This window comes from Novosphingobium nitrogenifigens DSM 19370 (genome assembly GCF_000192575.1).
GTDB classification, from domain to species: Bacteria; Pseudomonadota; Alphaproteobacteria; order Sphingomonadales; family Sphingomonadaceae; genus Novosphingobium; species Novosphingobium nitrogenifigens.
Genome location: NZ_GL876926.1, coordinates 634,266 through 652,190, shown reverse-complemented (window position 1 = coordinate 652,190; position 17,925 = coordinate 634,266). Strand labels below are relative to the sequence as shown.

Genomic DNA, 17,925 nt, shown 5'->3' with positions numbered 1-17,925 from the left:
ACTACCCCGCGATCCGACGCGCCAGCATGGCAAGGTCGGCGGTAAAGCGCCGCTCTTCCTCTGCGCGCGCCTTGTCCCCCAGACGCAGGAGATAGCTGGGATGAGCCGTGATCAGCAGATCCGCCCCATCGTCGAGCGGCAGGAAAACCCCACGCTCCTTTTGTACCGCGACCGTGCGCCCCAGCACTGCCCGTGCCGCACTTGCCCCCAGAGCCAGCACCAGCCGGGGCGCTACGATCCTGCGTTCGGCATCGAGCCACCAGCGGCAGGTGTCGATTTCGCGCGCCGAAGGATTTTGATGCAGCCGGACCTTGCCGCGTGCGACGAAACGGAAATGCCGGACCGCATTGGTCAGGCGTACGGAGGCCAGATCGAGCCCCGCCGCATCGGCACAGGATCGCAGGACTTGTCCGGCAGGGCCGATGAAAGGACGCCCGTCGCGTTCTTCGCAATCGCCCGGCTGCTCGCCCACGATCATCACCCGCGCGCGATCGGGTCCCTCGCCCGCCACCGCGCGGGTGCCGTTGCAACCGATGGCACAGCGCCGACAAGCACCGACGGCCGCTTCTAGATCGGCCAGGGTTTCCGGAGCGGGAGGCGCATCGTTTCCCCCCAGCGCCACCATCGCCGCCTCGCGTGCCTGTGCCGTGGCGACGAGTTCGGGAATGAGTGCTGCCTCGGGCAAATTCTTCCAGTACCGACGCGGCATTTCCTTGACCATGGCACCAACCTTGAGCCGGGCGGGATTGAAGATTGCGGCATAATAGGTGCGCCAAAGGTCTTCGGCCGGATCTGCGCCGGGAGCATCGGCCCGTTGCGCGGGAGGTCCTTCGCGCAAGGTTTCGCCATCCCAGTGCAAGGCACCGAGCGGCGTCAGGATCGACCACCGCATCGTCGTGAAACGGCGCACGAAAAAGGCGGCATTGGCCTTGAGGATATGGTGCGCCGGTTCGAACCAGGCGACGTAGTGATTGCTACCTTGCGCATCGGCGACTTCGCGAAAACGCACGAACGCGCGCATCTTGTGGATGTCGCGTCCGACCGCGCGGGCAAGACCATCGATCCGCCGTACGTCGGGATCGGCGCGATCCTCCATCAGCCGGGGTGCGGACTGAAGCCGCCAGAGCAGGCGATAGAGCAGGTCGAACCGCCCCGGATCGGCATGGAGCACCGCGCGGGCGGCATGATCGAGAAAGGCACGCGAGACACGCGGCGACGGCGCATCGACCGCCACCTGCGGCAGGGCGTCCCCAGCTTCCGATACGGAACTGCCCGCAAAAAGATCGCCGACATGCTCGCCCGGCAAGCGCCAGATAACATGGTCGGGCGCGATCCCGGCCTGGATCAATCCCCTGGCCGCATCCCGCCACAAGCCGAAATCATCTTGCGCAGCCAGAAAGACAGTCCGCGCCGGTCCCGAGACGTTCATGGCCCGAACAGTTCAAGCTGTTCACCGACCGGTGGCGCGACGATCTGCCGCAAATCGGCCCGATCGGTCAGCAGGACCGGGCGCCAGTCGGCCGCGACGATGAACGGGCGGACCTTGGTCAGCGATACCGTCAGGCGAGCGAGATCCTCCAGCCGCAAGCGCCGTTGCCGCCGCGCGGAGAGGATCTGTTGAACCGCGCGCACGCCCAATCCCGGCACCCGCAACAGGAGATCGCGAGGCGCACGATTGACATCGACCGGGAACTGCTCGCGAAAGCGCAAGGCAAAGGCGAGCTTGGGATCGATGTCGAGCGGCAACATGCCCGCAGGATCGGCTGCCGCGCGCACTTCATCGGGCGCATAGCCGTAAAAGCGCATGAGCCAGTCCGATTGATAGAGGCGATGTTCGCGCATCAACGGCGGACGCCGCAGCGGCAGGACGGCACTGGCATCGGGGATCGGGCTGAATGCCGAATAATAGACCCGGCGCAGGGCGAAGCGGTCGTAAAGCGTGCTCGCCCGGGTGATGATGTCGGCATCGCTGGCCGCATCGGCCCCGACAATCATCTGTGTCGATTGTCCGCCCGGCGCAAAGCGGGGCGCATGGCGGAACCGTCGGCGCGCATCGCGACCTTCGAGAAGCGCACCCTGCATCAAGCCCATGGCTCCTTCGATGCGCGGGGCCGACTTGTCCGGCGCCAGCCGCGCCAGTCCAGCCTCGGTCGGCAATTCGACATTGATAGAGACACGATCGGCATGAAGCCCGGCACGGCGGACCAGTTCGGGATCGGCTTCGGGAATGGTCTTGAGATGGATATAGCCGCGAAAGCCATGTTCCTCGCGCAAGATACGCGCAGTCTCGATCATCTGCTCCATCGTGTGGCTGGAGCTTTTGACGATCCCCGAGGACAGGAACAGGCCCTCGATATAATTGCGGCGATAGAACGCGAGCGTCAGGTCGGCCACTTCCTGCGGCGAAAAGCGGGCACGGCGAACGTTCGAACTCTTGCGATTGACGCAATAGTGGCAATCGAAAATGCAATGGTTGGTCAACAGGACCTTGAGCAGGGAAATACAGCGCCCATCGGGGGCATAGGCATGGCATATCCCCATGCCTTGCGTCGATCCGATCCCCTTGCCCCCGCGACTGTCGCGTCGGGTCGTGCCCGATGACGCGCACGAGGCATCGTATTTCGCCGCATCGGCCAGAATCGCCAGTTTTTCGAGCGTCGTCAGTTGCGCCATTTGTTCCTTATATGTTCCAATCCTGCCCAATGCCAATGCCCAATGGGGCAAGGCATGGACGGACCGGACATTTCAGGAAAAAACGCCCCCCTGCGCCCGCAGCGCTTCAGAGCAGGAGGGAAATCAGGTTCTGCTGTTCGCCCGCATAGGCATCCGACAGCAGGCTCAGGATCTTCTGCTGCTGCGTGGTGGTGCCCGATGTCGTGGTGCCTGAAGACGTGGTACTCGTCGTCGTACCGCCGGCAAGGGCGCTGACTGCGGTCAGGAGCGAATTGGTCGTGCCAAAGCTCGACAGGCTGCTCGATGTCGTACTGCCCGAAAGGCCAAGCAGGCTCGACAAGGTGTCGGTGCTGCTGGTGCCGAGCAAGGTTGAAATCGAATCGGCCGAAGTCGTGCTGCTCGCCGCCCCCTCGATCAGGGAAATCAGGCCGCTATCGAGCGTCGAACTGTTCGATGTCGTCCCGGTCGATGCCGTGGCATCCGAGGATGCCGAGCCGGTCGAAGTTCCCGTGGTGAGCGAGCGGTAATAGCTGGTCAAGGCACCGATGGCGCTGGTCGTGCCGGAAATCGTCGTCATGGAAGGCTCCTTCGCTTTCCAGCCCTGACTGTGTCCCCTTTCTCCGTTCTGCCATGACGACGATTGGCACGGCATGAAACCCGTCCTCAGGGAATCTCCTTAAAGACACGGCCCATGATCCTGCCCGCTATACCAAGCGGGTCCATCCCGCTCAGGCACACAGTCCTTGCAGGAACCATTCGGGCGCGCCGCCGCGACCATCCCCGGGCAGTCCGCGACGATAGATCCAATAGCGACGTCCGGCGCTGTCCTCGATCCGGTAATAGTCGCGCAGGCGTGCGCCACCCTTTTCCCGCCACCATTCGGGCGCGATCCGTTCGGGCCCTTCGGCTCGGGCGATCTCGTGAACGTGTCCCCGCCAACGGAACAGGCGGGGCAAACCGTCGGGTGCCTCATAGATCACCGCGATCGGCTCGGCCCGGTCGAGCAGCTTGAGCGGGCGACCGGACGGCACGATACCCTTCTCCAGCCCTTCCTGCAGCGCGACGTTTCCGAGTGGCGGGGCCCAGCGCTGGGCCCGTTCGGGCATGTGGCTGGCATGGGGCACGGGTGTACGCACTGCCTCTGCGCCCAGCCTCATGCTCAGCCGGTCGATACAGGCGGCAAGGCTGGTCCCATGCGTTTGGGCAGCGGCATCGAGATCGGACTGGGTCAGCGCCAGCGGTTCGGCCCATGGCGCAGCAAGGCGCACCAGCTCGATCCCGAACCCGGCATCGAGATCGTCGAGCTTCCCGGCAAAAAGCCGCGTCATATGAGCCGGATCTCGCGTGGGAGCAGCCAGTTCGAGCCGACGGAACAGCACATCGCCATCGACTTTCCACAAGGCGAGATCGAGACGCCTAGCCCCCTGCCCCTGTTCCTCCAGCCTGCGGACCAGTGCGCAGGCCAGATCCTCTACCACCCGATCGAGCAAGGCGCGATGCCGCACCGGCTCCATCAACCGTTGCTGCACCATCGGCAAGGGAGCGGCCAGAACCGGCAGGATCGGCTCGGGCATCCGTCCCAGCAACTGATCGAGCCGCATCAACGGGTTGGCCGCAGGAGAACGGCGGTCGCGAAACCGTCGTGCCAGCGCCGCACGCCCGATTTCGGCAAGGTCGCCGATCCGTTTCAATCCCAGCCGTTCGAGTAGCAGCACGACATCGGCATCCAGCCGCAAGGCCGCCACCGGCAAAGGGGCCAGCCCTTTCAACACTCCGGCATCGGCAGAAAGACTGGTTCGATCCGGCCCGTAATGCGCCAGTCCCCAGGCGGCCCCCGCCGTAGGCGCAACCGCCAGACGCACGGTCAGCCCGCGTCCCGCAAAGGACGCCGCCGCGTCGGCCAACAGCGCCGCTTCTCCTCCAAACAGATGCGCCACCCCCGTGACATCGACGACAAGGCCATCGGGCAGGTCAAGCGCGCTCCACGGCCCCCAGCGTTGTGCCCAGAGAGCCAGGTTTTCCAGAAAGGCGCGGTCGCCGGGCGGATCGGACGGATGCACGACAAGGTGCGGGCACAAGGCGCGCGCGTCGGCCAGCAACATGCCCGGTTGCGCGCCCGCCGCCATGGCTGCCCGTGACGCCGCCGCGATGCGCGGTCCGTGGGCAGTCTCTCCGACCAGGACGATCGGAGCCTCGCCATGATCGTTCGTCCCGGCTTTCGCGTTTTCAGGCCCGGCGTGGTTCAGCCTCCAGCGGTCGATCGCCAGCGCCCTGCACCAGATCGCCATGATCCGGCGCGGCGGCGGCTCCCGATGTGCAGGCGCCTTCGTCTTCTCCTGCCCTGACTGCGACTGCCCTGACTGCGACAAGCCGGTTCGCCTCTCCATCATGGCCGAGCACCCATTGTCCGGGTTGGAAGGTATGCGCGCGGAAAAGCCGGGCACGCCAGCAGGGCGCACCCGGAGCGTCCCGGTTCCAGCGCGGCGGCGGGCTTGAAACGCTGTCGACGTCCCATCGCATCCGGGCCGATCCCAGATCATGCCGGGCCGACAGCCGCACCAGCCAAAGCGGTACCCCATGCTTTTCCGCAGCCAGGCTAAGCCGTCGCGACGCCGTAAAATCGAGAGATGTCGGGTTGCCCGCAATCTCGCCGATGACAAAGGCAAGGTCGCGACACCGCAGCCCTTCCTCAAGCGCAAAAAGTGCATCCTCGGGCCGGTCCGCCGCGACATGCAACAGGCGATGGCGCAAGCCTTCGGGAAGGCCGGGACGATAGGGACGCCCGGAAAGGCGAATCGCGGTTTTGTCCTGGACCCACAGCCAGGGCCGATGATCGGCGCTTTCCCGCGCCGCATCGAGAGCGAAAGCCAGAGCCAGTCCAGCCCCGCTCGCCTCGTCGGCGGACGCGAAAATCTCGACATGGCGACAGGCATCGCCCAGCCCCGGCTGCCAATGCGCGGAACGATCGATCCTGGGAAGCGAAACTGGAGTCATCGGCGCTCGTGTCCTGATCCGCGCAAATCGCGAATCACTTCATTCGTTCTTATTATGTTCCATCCCACCCCGTGTGCAAGAGCATGCCCCCTTGCCTTCCCCCACCCCGATCAGCCAATCACCCTGCATGAGTCCGGACGTCCAGCCACCGTCATCGAATGCCGCAGCGCCCCTGGCCCATCACGCGTTTCGCGGCTCGCTCGGTGCGCCCCTGGCCCATGTCGATGCCGTAATCGCGCACGTCCTGCCCGGCAACGAGCATCACCACGGCGCCCAGCACCAGCACCTGATCGTCATCGTCACCCGTCTGATCGCCTTTGCCGGGTTGCCCGCCGACAAAGCCCCGCAGATCGGCGCGCGCATGTTCGTCGCCATCCGTTTCGGCGACGAGGACGGGCTTGCCGAGGCGATTCCCGACCTTGCCGAAGGCATGCCGATCGAACTGCGCGGGGAATATATCGACCCGGCAACGGCCTATCCGACCGTGGACAACAGTGGTCCCGAACACCTGCCGGTCCTGCATTTCACGCACGCACCAGTCGGTTTCGTCATCTACGCCCGCCACCGCTACAGTTGAATGCAAAAAAGGCCGGGAAACGCCCGTCGCGTTTCCCGGCCTTTTTTAGCCTGCTGCCGATGAACCTCAGGCGATCGGCGGCACCGAGGACGGCGGCACGTCGCTGTCGCCTTCGTGCAGTTCGACCAGCCCGCGCCCCACATGGCTGCGATTGCGGCTATAGCCGTAATAGACCACGAGGCCGGCTGCGGCCCAGCCGACGAACAGCATCATCGTCGCCTGCGACAGGCTGATGAAAAGATAGAGGCAGCCCAGGATCGAAATCGGCGCAATCACCCACACCGCAGGCGTGCGGAACGGACGGCGACGCGAAGGGTCCGTCCGGCGCAGCACCAGCACCGCAATCGAAACCGCAGCGAAAGCGAACAGCGTGCCCGAGTTCGACACGTCGGCCAGCAGGCCGACCGGGAAGAACGCCGAGAACAACGCGACGAAGAGCCCCGTCAGCACGGTGATGACGTGGGGCGTGTGGAACTTGGGATGAACCTTGGAAAAGAATTCCGGCAGGAGGCCGTCGCGGCTCATCACGAAGAAGATGCGGGTCTGGCCGAACATCATCATCAGGATGACCGAGGGCAGCGCCAGAATGGCCGCCGCGCCGACCAGCCAGCCGACGAAGGGATAGCCCACTTCGCGCAAGGTCCAGGCGAGCGCCTCCTTGGAACAGACGACCGCGTTGTCATGGATGAGCGAGCAGGCCCGCGACAATTCGGGCGTGCCCGGATCGAGCGCGACATGACCCGCGCCAAAGACCGGTTGGGCGCCGACGGTCCCGATCACCCCGGCCGCGACCAGCATGTAGAACACGGTACAGATCGCAAGGCTGCCGATCAGGCCGATCGGCATGTTGCGTTGGGGATTGGTTGTTTCCTCGGCCGCCGTCGAGACCGCGTCGAAACCGACATAGGCAAAGAAGATCGACGCAGCCGCCCCGGAAATCCCGGAAAAACCGAGCGGTGCGAAAGGCGTGAACTGCCCGCTGCGGATGACCGGAATGGTCAGCGCGACGAAAAGCGACAGCGCACCGATCTTGATCGCGACCAGAACCGCGTTGACCGTGGCGCTTTCCTTGGTGCCCAGAACCAGCAGCACGGTGATGATCCCGGAAATCGCCATGGCCGGAAGATTGATGATCCCGCCGTCGAACGGCCCGCGCACGAATTCGAGCGGGACGGTTATATGGAACGAGTTCTGGATGAAACCGACCATATAGCCGGACCATCCGACCGAAACCGCGCCTGCCGCGATCGCGTATTCAAGGATAAGAGCCCAGCCGACCATCCATGCGATCAGCTCGCCCATGACGGCATAGCTGTAGGTATAGGCCGAACCCGAAACCGGCACCATCGAGGCCATTTCAGCATAGCACAGGGCCGCGACCGCGCAGACGAAACCGGCGATGACGAAGCTGAGCATCATGCCCGGCCCAGCCTTTTGCGCGGCTTCGGCGGTCAGCACGAAGATCCCGGTGCCGATGACGGCACCCACCCCGAGCATGGTGAGCTGAAAGGCGCCGAGAGAACGATGCAGCGATTTCTTCTCGGCAGTGGCAAGAATGGCGTCGAGTGATTTGACGCGACCGAACATTGAATTCTCCTGCCTTGGTCCGTCGCAAGCCCCCCTGCGGAACGCAAAACGCCCCACCTCAGCGTACTTGGCGCGAGCCCGGTTGCAACGGAAACCAGGTTATGGCGATCGACGCTAGCGGCATGGTCGCCCGCGGAAAAGTGCTTTTTGGAGGCGATCCACCGATCTTCGTCCCGACAAAGGTACATTCGGGGATACACTCGGGTCGGACTTGCCCGCAAGCGACGCCCGTTTTACGTCGCGGCAAACAACCGGGAGAAGGCTGCGTCATGTCCACCACCTATCAGCTCGATACATCGACCAGTCGTGCGCACCCCACTCCGGCGCCGATGAAGCGGTTGACCGTTCCCGCGATCCGCCAACGCAAAGTGGACGGAACGACGGCCGAGCCGATCGTGATGCTGACCGCCTATACCGCGCGTCAGGCGCAATTGCTCGACGCGCATTGCGACCTGCTGCTGGTCGGGGATTCGCTAGGACAGGTCATCTATGGCCTGCCCTCGAGCGTGCCGGTCACGCTCGACATGATGATCGCCCATGGCGCTGCGGTCGTTCGCGGCAGCTATCACGCCGCCGTCATCGTCGACATGCCGTTCGGCACGTATGAAGGCTCGCCCGAAGCGGCCTTTGCAAGCGCGGCGCGGGTGATGAAGGAAACCGGTTGCGCCGCGATCAAGCTCGAAGGCGGCGAAGCCATGGCCGAAACGGTCGATTTCCTCGTTCGCCGGGGCATTCCGGTCATGGGCCATGTCGGCCTTACGCCACAGGCCGTCAACGTGCTGGGCGGCTATGGCGCGCGCGGCCGCAGCGAAGCCGAAGCCGCAAAGATCCTGGGCGATGCCCGGGCACTCGAACAGGCGGGCGCCTTTGCCATCGTGATCGAGGGGGTGGTCGAGCCCGTCGCGGTCGCGATCACCGAAGCGGTCTCCTGCCCGACCATCGGCATCGGCGCCTCGGCCCGCTGCGACGGGCAGGTTCTGGTGACCGAGGACATGCTCGGCGTGTTCGAACGAGTCCCCCGTTTCGTCAAGGTTTACGAAAACCTCGCCGAAACCATCGGCTCGGCAGCCGCGCGTTATGCAGACGAAGTGCGTGCACGCACGTTTCCGGGACAGGAACAGACTTACCAACCGCGCGGCAGCAAGCTAGGCTGACGGTCGGACCGTCCTCTTTTCCATTTCCGGAGTTCATCTTGCTGCGCCAGTTTACCGGATCGCTGCTGTTCACCATTGCCGCGCTGTTCGCCACTCTTGCCTATGGCTGGTTCCTGACCGGATCGGTCGGAGCCACGGCGGGGCTGATCTGGGTCGTCATCGTCCTGGCGGTGCTCGAAATCTCGCTCTCGTTCGACAATGCGGTGGTCAATGCCGCCGTCCTGTCGGAAATGGACGACATCTGGCAGCGCCGCTTCCTCACATGGGGCATGCTGTTCGCGGTGTTCGGCATGCGCATTCTCTTTCCGCTGGTGATCGTCGCGCTGGCGGCGGGGCTCGGGCCGATCGACGCGCTCAAGCTCTCGCTGACCGAACCGGCACGCTACGAACAGATCGTGAGCAGCGCGCATATTGCCATTTCCGGCTTTGGCGGCGCGTTCCTCGCGCTGGTCGGCATGACCTACTTCGTCAATCCGGAAAAGACGGTGCACTGGATCGGCTGGCTGGAACGGCATCTGGTTGCCATCGCCACCATCCGCGCGGCCGAAATCGCCCTGCTGCTCGTCGCCATGTCGGTGATCGCCCGTTTCCTGCCCGCGCACGAGGCGCTGGAATTCATAGAAGCCGGGATCGGCGGGATCGTCGCCTTCGTTCTGGTCGAGGGGATCGGAACCGTGCTCGAGGCCCGCGAGGAAGCGCGCAGGGCAGCCGGCCTTGCCATGAAGTCGGGACTTGGCGGGTTCATCTACCTCAACGTGCTTGATGCATCGTTCAGCTTCGACGGGGTGATCGGCGCCTTTGCCTTGTCCAACAACATGGTCATCATCGCCATCGGCCTGTCGGTCGGCGCGATGTTCGTCCGCTCGATCACGCTGTTGCTGGTGCGTCAGGGCACGCTCAACGAATACCGCTATCTCGAACACGGAGCGTTCTGGGCCATCGTCGCGCTGGGTACGATCATGCTGCTTTCCCCCCGCGTCGAAGTGCCCGAAACGGTGACTGGCCTGATCGGGGCGGCGCTGATCGGGGTTTCGCTCTGGTCCTCGCTCCGCGCGAACCGGCGCGAGGCGGCCTGATCCTATAACCGGGGTTTTGCGGCCGGCGTTTCCGAGAACCGGGGCGCCGGCGCCGGCATGACCATCCCGTCCTCTTCGACGAATGTCCCGCGCGCGGCATTGTGCGGATGACCGGGCGCCTCGCTCAGGCTCAGGACGGGAACGACGCAGGCATCGGTCCCGTCGAACACAGCGCACCATTCCGCCCGTGTCCTGGTCAGGAACAAGGCCGCCAGCCGCGCCTTCAACCCCGGCCACAAGGCGGGGTTCATCTGCACCTCGAATGCGGGATCGTCGGCAAACCCGGTCTTTTCCAGAAGCAGCGCATAAAACTGCGGCTCGATCGAACCGACCGAAATCCATTTCCCGTCGGCGGTTTCGTACGTGTCATAGAAATGCGTACCGCCGTCGAGCAGGTTGACACCGCGCCGGTCCCGCCATTGCCCGTTGCCGTAAAAGCTCCAGGTCATCGCCGACAGGATCGCCGCACCATCGACCATGGCGCAATCGACCACCTGCCCCTTGCCGGTTCGCTGCGCCGAAAAGACCGCCGCCATGATGCCGAATGCCATCATCATGCCGCCGCCGCCGAAATCGCCGACGGCATTGACCGGAAAGACCGGCTTTTCACCGGCGGGTCCATACGTGTGCAGCGCGCCTGAAAGCGCGATGTAATTGATGTCGTGCCCAGCACGCGCCGCCATCGGCCCGTCCTGTCCCCAACCGGTCATGCGGCCATAGACAAGGCGCGGATTGTCCTTGAGCAGAACCTCAGGCCCCAGCCCCAGCCGCTCCATGACGCCAGGGCGAAAGCCTTCGACCAGAGCATCGGCATCGCGAACGAGATCGCGGATCCGGGCCAGCGATCGGGGATCCTTCATGTCGAGCACCAGCCGTTTGCGATTGCGATTGAGAATGTCGCGATTTCCCCCGTCCCCCACTTTGCCCGCAACGCCGGGGCGCTCGATCCGGATAACCCGTGCCCCGTGATCGGCCAGCATCATGCAGGCAAAAGGCCCCGGGCCGATCCCGGCGAATTCAATGACGGTCAATCCTTCCAGCGCACCGGCCATGCCTCTCTCCCGCGCAGCCCATCATTTTAATCGAACGATTGAATGGGTAGCGCACGAGAGCATCAGGTCAAAGCGGAATATCCTGTCCCCGCGCCAGCATGGCCTTGCGCAAGGCGGCAAGATCCGAAGCGCGCGCGGGATCCTCGGCCCAGCTTGCCGCAAGCAAGGTCATCGCCGTCACGCTCGACGGGTTCTGCCCCAGAAAACGAGAGGTCATCGCATCCGCATCGCTCTTGCGCCCGGCGCTGCGCAAGGCAGCATCCATGCGGACCAGAACCGCCTCGTTGAAACGGATCGCGGCGGCATTGGTGTAATCGAGCAAGGCTCCCGCAGCATCACCCCGCATCATGCGCACGTCACCGGCCAGAAGATTGACTTCAGCATTGCCGTCATTGTCGTCGCGCAAGCGGTCGGCAATGTCCTGCGCCTCGTCGAGATGGTGCGCCGCCATCAGGGCGCGGATATAGGGTACCGCATTGGCCGCATGGGCAGGATCGTCGCCATAGCGCGAGGCCAGCACCGACAGTTCGCCATCCGCAGCGAGCGGAACCGCCACTTGCGACCCTTTTCGCGCCAAGGCCTGGGCAAGGATCGGCCGCCCCCGCCCCGGTTGCCCAAGGTGCAACCACGCCTTGCCCACCAGCGCGGCCATGTCCGCGTCGCCACGCCCCGCCGCGACATCGCCATCGAACAAGTCGACGAGACGGCGCCAGTCGCCTTTGGCCCCAAGAGCGCGCGCAAGCACATGGCGAGCGGTGCGGTTGTCCGGCTGTATCCGCACCAGACGTTCGAGCACGCCGACCGAACTGTCGTAATTCCCGGCCTGATACTCGAGAACCCCCGACAACAGCATGGCAGCGGGCATATCGCGATAGGTCGTGCCCGTGCGTTGCAGGATCGAGCGGGCAAGGTTCGTCTGTCCGGCCCGCGCGGCCAGAACTGCCTGAAGCAGGAAGGGGCGAGGGTTCTTGGGATCGACCTCGGCAAGCTTGCGACAGACGATCAGCATCGCGCGATACTGTCCGAGATCGCCCAGCGTCGAGGCATAGGCATCGAGCAACGGCGGGTCGTCGGGATGGTTCTTGAGCGCAGCCTCGAACCACGGCAACGATGCGGCGAGACCGTATTGTTCGCGGATCAGCAAGCCGCGCAGCGCCAGCGCGCGCGGATTCTTCGGATCGAGGACGACCGCCTTTTCCGAGGCTTCGATCGCCTGCTCCTGCTCACCCCCGGTAAACCGCAACGAGGCAATCGCGACCCACAAGTCAGGATCGTCAGGAACGATGCGCAAGGCCTGATCGAAGGCTGCCCCGGCTCCTCCAAGGTCGCCGTCGGCCAGCGCGACTTGCCCTTTCACCCGCAAGCCAAGACCCGCGCTGTCAGGGGTGAAGCCCCCCTCGGCCAAGACCTTGCGCGCACCGTCCCGGTCCCCCTGAAAGAACAGAGCCTCGGCCAGCCACGCGCGCAGGGCGTCCGCGGCATGGGTCTGCTTGATCGCATTCCGCAGCAAGAGCTCCGCCGCGACCGGATCGCGCCGGACAAAGGCCGCGTCGGCATCGTGCCGCGCCTTTTCGACAGCCGTCTCCCCGCCGCTTACCATGGCGGCAGCGCCACAGGCGGCAAGGCCGAGCCCGAGGCGACCGAGCAGCCTAGCCCTGGAGATCGTATTGCTTGATAAGGTCATAGAGCGTGGGCCGACTGATCCCGAGCAAGCGTGCGGTATTGCTGATATTCCCTTCGCTGCGCGCCAGAGCATGGCGGATCATCCGTTTGTCGGTCGCCTCGCGCGCGGACTTCAGGTTGAGCGAATGCTCCTCAGTATCGCCCGGCTCGACCAGATCGAGATCGGCTGCCGTCACCAGCTTGCCGTCGGCCATGATGACCGCCCGCTTGATCCGGTTTTCCAGTTCACGGACATTGCCCGGCCAGCCCCACGCGTCGATCGCCGCCAGTGCATCGGGGCCAAAGCCACGGACCTGGGGGTTCATCTCCGCCGCAAAGCGCGTGAGAAAAGCCCGCGCCAACAACACTGCATCGCCCGCTCGTTCGGCAAGCGAAGGGATGCGCACGACGATTTCGGCGAGCCGGTAGTAGAGATCCTCACGAAAGCGCCCGTCCGCAATCATCGCGTCAAGGTTCTGGTGCGTGGCGCAAACGATCCGGGTATCGACCTCGATCGAACGCCGCCCGCCGATCCGCTCGATCGTGCGCTCCTGCAAGAAGCGCAAGAGCTTGACCTGCAATTGCAAGGGGATGTCGCCGACTTCATCGAGGAACAGGGTGCCGCCATCGGCCTGTTCGATCTTGCCTTCGGTCATCTTGACCGCACCGGTGAAGGCACCCTTTTCATGTCCGAACAATTCGCTTTCGAGCAGGTTTTCCGGGATCGCCGCGCAATTGATCGCAACGAAGGCCCCTTTGGCCCGAGAGGATGCCTCGTGCAGCCCGCGTGCGAGCAATTCCTTGCCCGTCCCACTGGCGCCGAGCAGCATGACCGAGACATTGGTGTTGGCCACACGCTCGATCGTGCGGGCGACCTTGACCATTTCGGGCGCCGCGGTCAGCAGCCGTCCGAGAACGCGATGATCGGCAGGGGCCCGCTCGGCCAGCAGGCGGTTTTCGAGCTCTAGCTTGTAAACGTGGAGCGCCCGGCGAACGATCAGTCCGAGCGCGTCGATGTCGACCGGCTTGGCATAGAAGTCATAGGCGCCCCGCTGAATGGCGCGCAGGGCGGATTCGCGCGCGCCGTGGCCGGAGGCAACGATCACCTTGGTATCGGGCTTGAGCGCCATGATCTCGTCGAGGAGGGCAAACCCCTCGCTGACGCCGTCGGGATCGGGCGGCAGCCCCAGATCGAGCGTGACCACCGGCGGCTCTTCGGCACGCAACAGCGTCAGTGCAGTCTGGCGATCCCCCGCGAGCAGGACATCGAAATCCTCGTAGGCCCATTTGAGCTGGGCCTGCAGGCCCGGATCGTCCTCGACGATGAGGAGCTTGGGATGAATGGAAGTCATGCTCGGGTAACTTTCATCGGGGATTCCGGAGAAGTCCGGCTGGAGGAAATGGAGGTATCGGGTTCGGATGGCGCCAAAGGCAGGCGGACACTGAAACGGCTTCCGAGCCCTTCGCGGCTTTCGACTTCGAGCTTTCCGCGCATGGCTTTCACCAGCTCGCGCGCTTCGAAAGCTCCGATGCCGAACCCGCCGGACTTGGTCGACACGAACGGCGTGAACAGGCGATTGCGGACGAAATCGGCGCTCATGCCGCAACCGCTGTCGATCACTTCGATGACCCCTTCGGCACCATCGACCCGCGTATTGAGCACGACGCCAAGACCGTTGTCGGTAGCATCGAGCGCATTCTGGACCAGATGGCTGAGCACTTGTTCGAGCGGCTCGCGACCGGCGAGGATGCGGCAGGGGCGGACATCGGCGGCAAGGACCTGATCGCGCCCCAGGGCAGCATTGGCGCGGTGGGCGATCCCCCGGATCACGTCGGCCGCATCGATCTGCTCAATCGCCTGCACCGTCCCCGAACCATAGCGAGACAGGCGCGCGATCAGGGCATTGAGCTTGTCGGCAGCATTGCGGAGCGTCACCAGCATGTCGCTGCGAAAGGCCGGATTGTCGGCATGACGTTCGGCATTGCGGGCCAGCAGGGCAAGCTGGCTGGCCAGGTTCTTGATGTCGTGCATGACGAAGGCCATGCGCCGGTTGAATTCGTCGAACCGGCTCGCCTCGAGCAGGGCGACCTGACTGCCGTGTTCGGCAAGATAGCTTGCAAGCTGCTGCCCGACCACGCGCAGGAGGTCGAAATCCTCCCAGTCGAGTTCGCGTGCGACAGAGGGACGCCCCAGCACGACAAGACCGACGAGCCGGTCGAAATGGATCAGCGGCACCAAGACCCAGATCGCCTCTTCGGCAATCATCCAGCCCGGAACGATGGCCGCTTCCCCTTCGAAATCGGTGCCCGCCCGGATCTGGTCGAGATCGACGATGAACCCGCGCCGTTCGAGAAAGGCGACTGCATCCTGCGGCAGGGCGCTCGCAGGGACTTCAAGTGTCGGCCATTGCCAGCGCGCGGCAAGAACCAGATCGCCGCCCTCGCCCGGCACCAGCAACAGGCCGCGCGCGCTGTCGGTAATGTCGGCAACCGCCTGAACCAGACGCGCGTGCAACGGCTGGGCATTGGGCCCCGCCCGCCCGATGGTGCGGGTAAAGCGCAGCCATTCGGCGCGATAGTCATAACGATGCTGGAAGAAGTGCTTGGCCAGAACGACGTTGAGCCAGCGGCGCAGGCGGCTCGACGGAACCGCCGCGATAATCGCCACCGTCGTTGCAAAGGCAAAGCCGAGTTGGACCAGCGCGCTGGCATTGCCGCCCAACCACGCCACCGACTGCGCCGCGCCGACCATCAGGATCAGGTAGACGCCGATGACCAGGAGGACCAGCGACTGGAACGCCACCGCCCGCGAAGGCGAAAAGCGCGCATGCGATCCACTGCGCTCGCCCAGTCCGAACAGGACCACCGCCACGCCTTGGGCAAGGCCCCGCAGCATGACGAGATCCTCTGGGACCGAATGGCCGAGATAGGCGATCGTGTAGTAATTGAGGTCATAGCCCCAGATCAGCGCCAGCGCCATGCAGTTCCAGCGATCCGCCGCGCGCCGTCCGGCAACCGCCCCCACGTAAAGATTGTGAACCAGGACCAGCGCGCCGGTCGTCATCAGCAAGTGGAAGAGATCGGAAAGCTGGACGATCATCTCCGCAGCGGCCGGGATCTTCCCGAACCGCGTGAAGAGGATGGCGAGGGCAATCTGGAACAGTTCGACCAGAGCGAGCGCGGCCAGCACCGGCCGCACCGGCGCCACCGTTTCATCGCGATTGTCGCGCGCGAACAGGTTGAGCACGACGACCAGCCAGCCCAGATTGCGGGCGACTTCCCCCAATCCCGCGACAAGTCCGCCACGCCCGTCGACCGAGAGCAGCAAGCACCACAGCGCATTGAGGCAAAGCCCGACGATCATCGTCAGGCTGGTCGAACCGCGCCGCCGCCGCCGCCTGTCGAGCAACCACACCGCAAGCAGCATGGCCCCGAAAGCGGCAAGCAGGAACACCCATCCGTCAACCCCGGCCCAGCTGCCGGCGTTCAATGTCGGTGTCATGATCGCATGCCCCCTCCCTTTGAACGCTTACCGCGCGCCCTCGTTCCACAGCACCACCCGCAAGGTCTGGAGCAGGATCAGGAGATCGAGGAAGGGGGTGTAGTTCTTGGCATAATAGAGATCGAATTCGAGCTTATGCCGGGCATCCTCGATCGACGCGCCATAAGGATAGTTGATCTGCGCCCAACCGGTGATGCCGGGCTTGACCATGTGCCGCTCGGCATAGAACGGCAGCTGTTCTTCAAGATCGGAAACGAATTCGGGGCGTTCTGGACGCGGCCCGACAAAGCTCATCTCGCCTTTGAGGACAGTCCAGGTCTGCGGCAGTTCGTCGATACGCAGCTTGCGGATCAGGCGACCTATGCGCGTGACGCGGGGATCCTGCTTGGCCGCCCATTGCGCGCCGTTGGCTTCGGCATCGACCCGCATCGAACGCAACTTGATCAGCGAAAACGTCTCGCCGTAATGGCCGACGCGGGTCTGGCGGAAAAAGGCCGGACCGCGGCTGTCGAGTTTCACGAGCACGGCAAAGATCGCGATGATCGGCGCCGTGACCACCAGGAGCGTCATGCTCGCGACGATGTCGAAAAGCCGCTTGATCGCGCTCGACACCATCCGGCCCGAGGAAAATCCGTCGGAGAAGATCAGCCAGCTCGGATTGACCGTGTCGAGATCGACGCGCCCCGTCTCGCGTTCGAGAAAGGTCGAGAACTCGGTCACGAAAACGCCGGTGGTCTTGATCCGCAACAGATCCTTGAGCGGCAGGGCATTGCGGCGCTCTTCAAGAGCCAGAACCACTTCGCTCACGCCGAGATTTTCGACATGCCGCGTAAGGTTGGAAATGGCGTCGCGATGGATCGCTTCCTCGATTTCCGGTGGCTGGGCACTCATGCCGACATAGCCGACGATGACGAACCCGGCTTCGGGACGCTCGCCCAGCTTGCGCAGCCGATCCGCACGATGTCCCGCGCCCAGAACCAGCACCCGGCGCCGAAAGGCCGATGTACCCAGCAATCCGCCGAACAGTACCCGCACCAGGACCAGGAGGACCATCGAGAGGAACATCGCGTAAAGCAGGTTCGACCGCCACAGGGTGTGTCCGGGCAGGACGAAATAGACGACCGAAAGAGCAATGATGCCAAGGCTGATCGCGACGAGCAGGCGCGCGGTCGCATAACGCATCGATCGCAGCGAATCCGGGCCGTAGACCCCGACCGAAATCATCGCCAGCTGCACCAGCACCGCGAAAGTCAGCACGGGCGCCCAACGCTGTCCGAAATCGCCCGGATCGATCCCGATCTGCCAGGCGCGCAAATCCCACCCCAGCTCGCCCGAGACGATCAGCAAGGCGAAGTCGAACAACGCCAGCAACATCACGGCATTGGGGATGTAATGCTTGAACAAGCGGATCATCGAGACGGATGCCCTTCCCAAACCCCGTCCGGCACGAAAAGTCCGTTCCAGTCCAAGGCAATTGCTCCGATCATATCCCGGAGGCGTAAAGCGTCGGTAAATCTGACAGTCACACCCCGGGAGCGAGTTGTCAAAAGTGACGGAAATCGGCGAACTTTGCGACAATCGCCCTGATCATTGTCGGCCAAGTTTACAGATTTTATGTCCGATCATCCGGATTCGGCGCCGAACCGGT

At 64.2% G+C, this 17,925-nt stretch carries 14 protein-coding genes; 3 read left to right on the top strand and 11 right to left on the bottom strand.

Going from position 1 to position 17,925, the window contains the following annotated elements:
• Position 1: 1 nt before the first annotated feature.
• The 5 genes from Y88_RS03270 to Y88_RS03250 form a co-directional block, all read right to left on the bottom strand.
• Positions 2–1,429, bottom strand: a complete 1,428-nt coding sequence (locus tag Y88_RS03270; RefSeq protein WP_008066272.1) for a UdgX family uracil-DNA binding protein — start codon at positions 1,427–1,429, stop codon at positions 2–4.
• A complete protein-coding gene (locus Y88_RS03265; protein ID WP_008066271.1) occupies positions 1,426–2,673 on the bottom strand; it encodes a putative DNA modification/repair radical SAM protein in 1,248 nt (415 codons plus the stop codon). Before Y88_RS03265 ends, Y88_RS03270 begins: the two co-directional genes overlap by 4 nt.
• A 106-nt stretch (positions 2,674–2,779) precedes the next feature.
• Positions 2,780–3,250: a hypothetical protein gene (locus Y88_RS03260; RefSeq protein WP_008066270.1), complete on the bottom strand. Its 471-nt coding sequence runs from the start codon at positions 3,248–3,250 to the stop codon at positions 2,780–2,782.
• Between the two features lie 151 nt (positions 3,251–3,401).
• The gene (locus Y88_RS03255) at positions 3,402–4,961 is read right to left on the bottom strand and encodes a DUF6504 family protein (RefSeq protein ID WP_018075422.1); all 1,560 of its coding nucleotides are present in this window, start codon (positions 4,959–4,961) and stop codon (positions 3,402–3,404) included.
• On the bottom strand, positions 4,900–5,667 hold the full coding sequence (locus tag Y88_RS03250) for a hypothetical protein (protein WP_008066267.1): 768 nt from the start codon (positions 5,665–5,667) through the stop codon (positions 4,900–4,902). The genes Y88_RS03255 and Y88_RS03250 overlap by 62 nt, the downstream gene beginning before the upstream one ends.
• A 127-nt stretch (positions 5,668–5,794) precedes the next feature.
• Between Y88_RS03250 and Y88_RS03245 the strand changes: the two genes are divergently transcribed.
• Positions 5,795–6,244, top strand: coding sequence for a hypothetical protein (locus Y88_RS03245; protein WP_008066266.1), 450 nt, complete (start codon positions 5,795–5,797; stop codon positions 6,242–6,244).
• A gap of 66 nt (positions 6,245–6,310) precedes the next feature.
• Here the strand turns inward: Y88_RS03245 and Y88_RS03240 are convergent, their stop codons facing one another.
• Positions 6,311–7,831: an amino acid permease gene (locus Y88_RS03240; RefSeq protein WP_008066265.1), complete on the bottom strand. Its 1,521-nt coding sequence runs from the start codon at positions 7,829–7,831 to the stop codon at positions 6,311–6,313.
• Positions 7,832–8,100: 269 nt separating this feature from the next.
• Here Y88_RS03240 and panB point away from each other — a divergent pair, with 269 nt between their 5' ends.
• Complete coding sequence (gene panB / locus Y88_RS03235; RefSeq protein ID WP_008066264.1) at positions 8,101–8,985, top strand: 3-methyl-2-oxobutanoate hydroxymethyltransferase; 885 nt, start codon at positions 8,101–8,103, stop codon at positions 8,983–8,985.
• 38 nt (positions 8,986–9,023) lie between these two features.
• Positions 9,024–10,061, top strand: coding sequence for a DUF475 domain-containing protein (locus tag Y88_RS03230; protein ID WP_008066263.1), 1,038 nt, complete (start codon positions 9,024–9,026; stop codon positions 10,059–10,061).
• Positions 10,062–10,063: 2 nt separating this feature from the next.
• Here Y88_RS03230 and Y88_RS03225 read toward each other — a convergent pair whose 3' ends face one another.
• The 5 genes from Y88_RS03225 to Y88_RS03205 all read right to left on the bottom strand — a co-directional run bounded on the left by Y88_RS03225 (position 10,064) and on the right by Y88_RS03205 (position 17,690).
• Positions 10,064–11,113 carry a CaiB/BaiF CoA transferase family protein gene (locus tag Y88_RS03225; protein ID WP_008066262.1) on the bottom strand — a complete coding sequence of 350 codons (1,050 nt, stop codon included), beginning with the start codon at positions 11,111–11,113 and terminating at the stop codon, positions 10,064–10,066.
• Positions 11,114–11,180: 67 nt separating this feature from the next.
• Positions 11,181–12,797 carry a tetratricopeptide repeat protein gene (locus Y88_RS03220; protein WP_232280895.1) on the bottom strand — a complete coding sequence of 539 codons (1,617 nt, stop codon included), beginning with the start codon at positions 12,795–12,797 and terminating at the stop codon, positions 11,181–11,183.
• Positions 12,763–14,127: a PEP-CTERM-box response regulator transcription factor gene (prsR, locus tag Y88_RS03215; RefSeq protein WP_008066258.1), complete on the bottom strand. Its 1,365-nt coding sequence runs from the start codon at positions 14,125–14,127 to the stop codon at positions 12,763–12,765. The genes Y88_RS03220 and prsR overlap by 35 nt, the downstream gene beginning before the upstream one ends.
• Positions 14,124–16,277 carry an XrtA/PEP-CTERM system histidine kinase PrsK gene (gene prsK / locus Y88_RS03210; RefSeq protein WP_008066256.1) on the bottom strand — a complete coding sequence of 718 codons (2,154 nt, stop codon included), beginning with the start codon at positions 16,275–16,277 and terminating at the stop codon, positions 14,124–14,126. The genes prsR and prsK overlap by 4 nt, the downstream gene beginning before the upstream one ends.
• 27 nt (positions 16,278–16,304) lie before the next feature.
• The gene (locus tag Y88_RS03205; RefSeq protein ID WP_018075424.1) at positions 16,305–17,690 is read right to left on the bottom strand and encodes a TIGR03013 family XrtA/PEP-CTERM system glycosyltransferase; all 1,386 of its coding nucleotides are present in this window, start codon (positions 17,688–17,690) and stop codon (positions 16,305–16,307) included.
• Positions 17,691–17,925 lie beyond the last annotated feature (235 nt).